Below are 8,477 nucleotides of genomic sequence, written 5' to 3'. Positions count from 1 at the left end.
TGTAATTAATTTTAAATCAAATATTTGAATATATTTAATTAAATAAAAACTTAATTATGAGTCCAATACACAAAAAATATATAAAAAGCTGGTGTACCGTTGCATTTTTACTATTTGCAGGAGCCGTTTTTGCCCAGCAGAAATTCGATGAAGCTTATATAAAAGTGACGAATGAACGTGCGGAAAAAATAGTAAATGACCTGGGGATTTCCGATGCCGGAAAACAACTTCGGGTAAGAGATATCATAGCACAACAATACCGTGATCTCAGTGTTATTCACGATGCCCGCGACGAAAAGCTCAAAGCCGTGAAAGAAGGGACGGGAAGCAAAGAAGAAAAAGAAAAGGCCGCAAAGAAAATAGAAAAAAAATCAAACAAGGCCATTGCCAGGCTGCATAAATCATATCTTAAAAAGCTGAATTCCGAACTTACTCCCAACCAGGTAACCGGGGTAAAGGACGGAATGACCTATGGCGTTTTGCCCAAAACATACCGTGCTTTTCAGGAAATGCTCCCCGATCTTACCCAGGCACAAAAAGACACCATTTTAGCCTATCTTACAGAAGCAAGAGAACATGCCATGAATGCCGGGTCGTCCAAGGAGAAACACGGTTGGTTCGGAGAGTACAAAGGGAAGATAAACAATTATCTCTCGGCACAGGGCTATAACCTGAAGAAGGCCGGGGAAGAATGGAAGAAGAGAAGAGAAGCTCAGGCGAATAATAAGTAAGCAGAAAATACAAAAAGATCTGGAGTTAGTAGTTAGTTGTGTAGGCAATAGATAGTTGGCAGTGCAGTGTGCCTTGGTATAACTGTCTGCCGGCTTCTACTGTCTTTTTTGCAGTAATAGTAACACGAAGCAATGTATAACCCACCTCATACGTTAATGTTTACTCACCACAATATTCGGGGATGGAGTCTACTCTTATCATCCTTCTTTTTCTTTTGTTTTACCATCTGTGCCCAGGTAAAACATCCGGATATCCGAAAAGGAGATGACGGACAACTCGTGTATACCCGGGATGAGAAAGGTAATCGCATCCCCGATTTTTCCTATTGTGGTTATATGGCATCCGAAAAGCCCGTACCCGATGTGCCCGCACGGATTTTTGTGCCCGTAACAGAAGGCGATGCCACCGCAGGTATACAATCCGCCATAGACTATGTAGCTAGTTTGAAACCCGACAAAAACGGTTTCCGCGGGGCCGTATTACTCGGTAAAGGAACCTTTTCCGTACATGGCTCATTACAAATGCCCTATAGTGGCGTTGTATTGCGGGGCAGTGGCCCCGGGCCCGGTGGCACGATACTATCGGGGGCAGGAAAAATAAGACAGCCCCTTATCAATATAAAGGGGCAGGACAACAGGCAATACGGCGATACCATTGCTACAGCCAATACTTTTGTACCCGTAAATGCAACCGAAATTCCCCTGGTAAGCACAAAAGGACTGAAAGCAGGAGATAAAATATACATCCGGAGGATATCTGCCGATAGCTGGATAAAAACACTTGAGATGGAGGAATTCGGCGGAGAGACCGGGTGGATAGGATGGAAGCCGGGAGATGTAGACATCCTCTGGGACAGGCAGATAACCGAAGTTAACGGTAATACGATAACAATAGACGTACCCCTTACCGAGGCCCTGGACCCGCAGTACGGCCCGGCAGAAGTCATACCCTACACCTGGACGGGGCGTTCCTCGCATAACGGAGTGGAGAACCTCAGGCTGGTATCCGCATACGATACCCGCAATGAAAAGGACGAACAGCACCGTTGGTTTGGTATTATTATGGAAAACATAACCGATAGCTGGGTACGCCAGGTGACTTTCGAACATTTTGCAGGGGGCGCCGTAAAACTCCTTTCCACCGTAAAGAAAGTTACCGTAGAAGACTGTAAATCCCTCGATCCCGTTTCCGAAATAGGCGAACCGCGGCGGTATACCTTTTATACCGAAGGACAGCAAACCCTGTTCCAACGCTGCTATTCCGAATACGGCTATCACGACTTTGCCGTAGGCGGGTTCGGCACTCCGGGGCCTAATGCCTTTGTGCAGTGCAAGGCGTATTTACCCTACAGCTTTAGCGGAACCATCGGTAGCTGGGCTTCAGGTGTCCTGTTTGATGTTATGGAGATCGATGGTCGTGCCCTGAGCCTCAAAAACCGCGAACAGGCAGGCAGGGGAGCCGGGTGGACAGCTTCAAACAGCGTGTTCTGGGAGAGCTCTGCTTCCAAAATAGAATGTTACAGCCCGCCGACTTCCCGGAACTGGGCTTTTGGAGTATGGGGACAATTTTCAGGAAACGGTCACTGGAAAGATGTCAATAGTCATATCTCACCACGCAGTCTCTACTACAGCCAGCTGGAAGAACGGCTCGGAGAACTGCCTTACGATCCGTACATCATAGATCTCGGTACCGAGCCTTCCTCCAGTCCCACTATAGAACAGGCAGCCGAACTCACCGCATTGGCGGCACAGAAAAATACGGAACTGTCCGGCTGGATAGGCAGGGCTTCGGAGAGAAATCCCATACCTACAGAACATCACAACATTAAAAAGGCAGAAGACCTTATTTCTTCCTCATCTGAAAAAACAGTACCCGTTTCCCGAAAAATACAATTGCAAAACGGCTGGCTTACTTTCGGAGAAAAGCTCCTGACCGGGACACGCTACACCGTCCAATGGTGGCGCGGCAGCCTGCGTAAAAGGGAGATAGACAGGGCTGCTCCTCATATTACCCGTTTTTCACCCGGCTATACAGGTACGGGCTATACGGACAACCTGGACGAAGTGGTGTCTTATATGGCTGCCAATAATGTAGCAGGTATAGAACACAATTACGGGCTCTGGTACGATCGCAGAAGAGATGATCACGAACGTGTACGTCGTCTCAACGGTGACGGATGGCCGCCCTTTTACGAACAACCCTTTTTACGCAGCGGAGAAGGAGAAGCGTGGGACAGGCTAAGTAAATACGACCTTACCCGTTATAACGACTGGTACTGGAACAGGCTCAAAAGCTTTGCCGATAGGGCAGAACAACAAGGCAAGCTGCTCGTACACCAGCAGTATTTTCAGCACAACATACTCGAAGCAGGGGCCCACTGGGCCGATTCGCCCTGGCGTCCTGCTAATAATATAAACCATACAGGCTTTCCCGAACCACCCCCATATGCAGGGGATAAACGCATCTTCCTGGCCGAACAGTTTTACGATGTAAACCACCCGGTCCGGAGAGAACTTCACAAACAATACATACGCAAGGGGCTGGAAAACTTTGCAGGGAACAGCAATGTTATCCAGCTTACCAGTGCCGAGTATACCGGGCCCCTGCACTTCATGGAATTCTGGCTCGATGTGGTGGCCCGGTGGGAAGAAGAAAGTGGCCGGGACCAATGGACAGGCCTTAGTGCCACCAAAGACGTACAGGATGCCATACTGCAAGACCAGAAGCGTTCCGCTGTGGTAGATATCATAGATATCCGTTACTGGTATTACAAAGAGGACGGTAGTGCCTATGCACCCCCCGGAGGCAAAAATCTCGCTCCGCGGCAACACGCACGGAAAATGAAAACAGGCAAAGAGACCCCGGAACAGGTGTATCGTGCAGTACGCGAATATCGCCGTAAATACCCCGGTAAGGCCGTGATCTATTCCACTCCCGGTTCCGGAAGGTTCGGCTGGCCTGTTTTAATGGCCGGAGGCTCGCTGCCCGCAATTCCCGAAGTGGATTTACCCCGGTTTTATACCGCCCTTCCGCAAATGACCGTAGAAGAAAGTGCTCCGGAATCCGTATGGGTACTGCAGGAAGAAGGAAACAGTTACCTGCTGTATTTCAAGGATAAAGCAACCTATAAGCTCAACCTGGAAAACTACAGGGGGAATTACGATCTGTACCAGGTGGGCCTGTCCGATGGCAAAACCACTAGGAAAAGTACATTGCGCGGAGGGCGCAGGCATACTATAGACGAAACCGACAAACTAATATTCATCGTAAAAAGATAACAGAACATGACCCGGAAATATCGCAGTACATACCTGCTGTTAACTGCTGTAATGACCCTAACAGCCTTTTCTTGTAACAATAAGGAAAAGAAAAAAGAAAAGGAAGCAAAAGAAACCACTGTAGCAGTACAGGATCAGGATGTTGCCAAACTGGAAATATCCGGTAACCGGCGCTTTTTTGCCACGGAAGACGGGAAACCTTTTTTCTGGCTCGGAGATACCGCATGGTTACTGTTCAATAAGCTGAACAGGGAAGAAACAGACGCATATCTCGAAGATCGTAAAGTTAAGGGATTCAATGTTATACAGGTAATGGTGCTGCATTCCCTTGATGCCGTCAATGTCTACGGAGATACCGCCCTGATAAAGCAGAATGTGGCCCTGCCCGTTGTTACACCCGGTAATAGCTTTGAAAACGAAGAAGAATACGATTTCTGGGATCATGTCGATTATGCTGTAGAAAGTGCGGAGGAGAAAGGCCTGTACATGGCACTTGTTCCTGTGTGGGGTTCCAATGTAAAGGCAGGAAAAGTAGAGGTCGGAGATGCCCGTAAATACGCATCTTTTCTTGCCGAAAGGTATAAGGACAAAAATAATATCATTTGGCTGGACGGGGGCGATACCTTCGGGAACGAATATACCGACGTGTGGAATGCCATAGGAGAAACACTGAAAAAGGAAAACCCGGACAAGCTGGTTACCTTCCATCCCAGGGGGCGTATGCAGTCATCCGATTGGTTCCACGACAAGTCCTGGCTCGATTTCAATATGTTCCAGTCCGGCCACAGGAGATATGACCAGGACGACAGCGAAAGAAAGTACGGCGAAGATAACTGGCGGTACGTACAGGCGGACTATAACAGGAAACCCGTTAAGCCTACCGTAGACGGCGAACCTTCCTATGAAGGCATACCACAGGGCCTGCACGACCCGCAGGAACCGTTCTGGGAAGACAAGGACGTAAGACGGTACGGGTACTGGTCCGTTTTTGCCGGGGCGGCAGGGTATACTTACGGACACAGTGCCGTTATGCAGATGCACCGGCCCGTAGATAAAGAAGGCGCTTACGGGAACAAGAAGTACTGGACCGATGCGATCAACGACCCCGGGGCAGAACAGATGCAGTACCTGAAAGCATTAATGCTTCGGTTTCCCTATTTCGAAAGAGTTCCCGACCAGTCCCTCGTGGCCGACCAGGGGGAGCGGTATGATTACCAGACCGCCACACGTGGAACGGATTATGCCCTGGTATATACCTACAACGGACGAAACATCACCCTCAATATGGGGAAAATAAAAGGCGATAAGGTCAAAGCACAATGGTACAGTCCCCGCGATGGACAGATGCAGGATATAGGGACATTCGACAACACCGGGAAACAGGAGTTCGACCCGCCCGGGAAAAAAGAAGACGGCAACGACTGGGTACTCATTTTAACCTCGGTGTAAATTTGATAATGAGGCAATGAGATAATTCGATATTAAAAGAAGAATTCCTCCCCTTCAGGGGAGGTGCCGTGGTAGCTGAGTTAACCGAAGTAAAGGCGGAGGTGTCCCCAATTCAGTTCTTTAATCAAGAGAATAAACCTCTCCCCTTGAAGGGAGATGCCGTCAGGCAGAGGAGTGTCCCTCAGAAAACATAAAACCAACAAAAAATCATGTGCCCCGCAATGTAAAGGCACTAATAAAGAATAGACAAATGACCCGCTTTATATATAGCTTATTTGCACTGTTTTTCCTTTTTTCCTGCACTACAGGAAAAGATGACGAAATATATATTTTCACCTCGTTCCGCGAACCTGCTACCGACGGCCTCTACCTGGCCTACAGCAAAGACGGGTACCAGTGGGAAGATCTCGGTGGCCCTTACCTGAAACCGGGGACGGGAAAAAGTGGTATTATGCGTGATCCTTCCATCGTCAAAGGTCCCGACGGAACTTACCATATGGTCTGGACCACGGAGTGGAAGGGAGGTAACGGCTTTGGCTATGCCAGTTCGCGTGACCTGATTAATTGGTCCGGACAAAAATATATCCCCGTCATGCAGCACGAGCCCGATGTGGTGAATGTCTGGGCGCCTGAAATTTTTTATGACGAAGACGAAGACCGGTATATTATCATCTGGGCATCTACCATACCGCACCGCTTTGAAAAAGGGGAAGAAGAAGAGAAGAATAACCATCGTATGTATTATGTGACCACGAAGGACTTCAAAACCTTTTCGGATACGAAACTTTTTCTCGATCCCGGGTTTAGCGTCATAGATGCCGTGATCGTCCGCAGGGGAAAAGACGATTACGTACTGGTACTTAAGGACAATACCCGTCCCGTCAGGGCCATAAGAGTAGCTTTCGGTAAAACGCCGCTCGGGCCTTTCGATAATATTTCCGAACCTTTAACGGATTTCCTTACGGAGGGGCCCACCGTATTGCAGAAAGATAACAAATGGCTTATCTATTACGATCAGTACGGGGACAAGAGTTACGGGGCTGTTTCCACTACCGATTTCCGGTCTTTCGAAGATATACACGAGCAGATCAGTCTGCCCGAAGGGCATAAACACGGGACCATCAGTACCGTTTCCCGGGAAGTATTGCAGGGGCTGCTGGAAAAACATAAAAAAGAAACCCGGAAAACGCAGGATACCGTCCATTATACCGGTAAAACCTTCTCCAATATCGATTATCATCACGGGCAGTTGCCCCTGGCAGTAGGCGTACATGCTAGGCAGGTGATGCGGGCCAGCCGGGAACATCCCGGCCAGGCCGATGGTTTTGGATGGACATACAACCACGCGCCCAACCTGGCCTACTGGAATAACACGTTTTTCTTACAATATCTCAGTGACCCGGTAGGTGAGCATGTTCCGCCCGGACAAACCTTTCTCGTGACATCGCCTGACGGAAAAAACTGGGGGAAACCGCAGGTACTGTTCCCGCCGTACCGTATCCCGGACGGGTGGAAAAAAGAAGGACGTGACGGGGTTGCCAGGAATCTCGATGCCGTTATGCACCAGCGTATGGGATTCTATACAGCTTCGGACGGACGGTTGCTTACTCTCGCTTATTACGGTATTGCCCTGGACAAAAAGGACGATCCTAACGACGGGAAGGGGATAGGCCGTGCCGTAAGGGAGATATACAAGGACGGTACTTTCGGCCCTGTATATTTTATCAGGTATAACAAATCATGGGACACTTCGAAATCTGCTTACCCCTTCTATACCGAAAGCGATGACGAGGGGTTTGTAAAAGCATGCGATGAATTGCTGTCCGAACCCTTGATGATGCAGCAATGGGTAGAAGAAGCAGATCGGGACGATCCGCTTATTCCGTTGAAAAAACAGTTTAAGGCATTCAGTTATTACCATCTCGATGACGGCAGGGTCGTAGGGCTGTGGAAACATGCGCTGACCTCCATAAGCAACGATGGTGGCAAAAGCTGGGAATATCATCCCCTGAGGGGCCCCGGCTTTGTAAACAGCAATGCCAAGATATGGGGACAAAAAACATCAGACGGCAAATTCGCTACGGTCTACAATCCCTCCGAATACCGTTGGCCTCTGGCCGTATCCACAAGTGAAGACGGCCTCGAATATACCGATCTTATGCTTGTTCACGGGGAGATCACCCCTATGCGTTACGGAGGAAACTACAAGTCCTACGGCCCGCAGTATGTAAGAGGAATAACAGAAGGTAACGGTACCCCTCCCGACGGAAACCTGTGGGTAACCTACAGCGTGAACAAAGAAGACATATGGGTGGCCTCGGTACCCGTACCATTAACCGATACGGCAAAAAACCATGCGGCAGATGTCTTTGATGAACTGCCCGGCGGAGAAGAACTCAGAAACTGGAACATTTATGACCTCGTACTTGCGCCCGTAGGTATAGAAAAAGGAAAAGACGGTAAAAAATACCTGTCGCTCCGGGACAAAGACGCTTTCGATTACGCAAGGGCAGAGCGGGTAATCCCCGAAACGGCCCGTTTAAAAACTTCCTTTACCGTTGTGCCCCGGCAGAACGACAAGGGACTCCTGCAAATCGAGTTCCAGAACAAACAGGGATTACCGTCGGTGCGGCTTATTTTTGACGAGGACGGCATATTAAAAACCAAGGCAGGGGCCCGGTTTAAGAACCTGCTGGAATACGAGGCAAACCGGAGTTATACCATAGAAATGGCCCTCGATGCAACTACGCGCTCCTACACCATGAAGATCAACGGAGAAGATAAGGGGACCAGGATATTCTATGCCCCCACGGCAGAATTCAGCAGGATCATGTTCCGTACGGGTGAACAACGGCATTTCCCTACCCCGGATACGCCGGCGGATAATTACGAAGACCTGCCCGGTACCGGTAAACAAATACCCGAAGCAGCATTTCTGCTGGAATCCCTCACCACTGAGAATTTTTGATGAAAGCATTCTGTAGACATATTATCCTTGTTTTAACCTGTACAGGTTTT

Annotated in this window: 4 protein-coding genes; all 4 read left to right on the top strand. The window is 48.9% G+C overall.

What is annotated here, in order from left to right; translation table 11 throughout:
* Positions 1–56: 56 nt before the first annotated feature.
* The 4 genes from ED312_RS07485 to ED312_RS07470 all read left to right on the top strand — a co-directional run bounded on the left by ED312_RS07485 (position 57) and on the right by ED312_RS07470 (position 8,427).
* Entirely contained in the window at positions 57–731 is a 675-nt protein-coding gene (locus tag ED312_RS07485) for a DUF3826 domain-containing protein (RefSeq protein ID WP_123215389.1), read from the top strand.
* Positions 732–887: 156 nt separating this feature from the next.
* Entirely contained in the window at positions 888–4,010 is a 3,123-nt protein-coding gene (locus tag ED312_RS07480; RefSeq protein WP_240643054.1) for a DUF6298 domain-containing protein, read from the top strand.
* A 6-nt stretch (positions 4,011–4,016) separates the two neighbouring features.
* On the top strand, positions 4,017–5,459 hold the full coding sequence (locus ED312_RS07475; protein WP_240643053.1) for a glycoside hydrolase family 140 protein: 1,443 nt from the start codon (positions 4,017–4,019) through the stop codon (positions 5,457–5,459).
* Between the two features lie 250 nt (positions 5,460–5,709).
* On the top strand, positions 5,710–8,427 hold the full coding sequence (locus tag ED312_RS07470; RefSeq protein ID WP_240643052.1) for a hypothetical protein: 2,718 nt from the start codon (positions 5,710–5,712) through the stop codon (positions 8,425–8,427).
* Positions 8,428–8,477: the final 50 nt, after the last annotated feature.

It is taken from the genome of Sinomicrobium pectinilyticum (genome assembly GCF_003725735.1).
In the GTDB taxonomy this organism is placed as follows: Bacteria; Bacteroidota; Bacteroidia; order Flavobacteriales; family Flavobacteriaceae; genus Sinomicrobium; species Sinomicrobium pectinilyticum.
Note: the sequence above shows the minus strand (reverse complement) of the source record. Positions and strands in the feature narration are given on the sequence as shown.

Bases quoted from the DNA above. Each gene is read 5' to 3' on its own strand.
- ED312_RS07485 (WP_123215389.1), top strand. From the start codon at position 57: ATGAGTCCAATACACAAAAAATATATAAAAAGCTGGTGTACCGTTGCA.
- ED312_RS07480 (WP_240643054.1), top strand. From the start codon at position 888: ATGTTTACTCACCACAATATTCGGGGATGGAGTCTACTCTTATCATCC.
- ED312_RS07475 (WP_240643053.1), top strand. From the start codon at position 4,017: ATGACCCGGAAATATCGCAGTACATACCTGCTGTTAACTGCTGTAATG.
- ED312_RS07470 (WP_240643052.1), top strand. From the start codon at position 5,710: ATGACCCGCTTTATATATAGCTTATTTGCACTGTTTTTCCTTTTTTCC.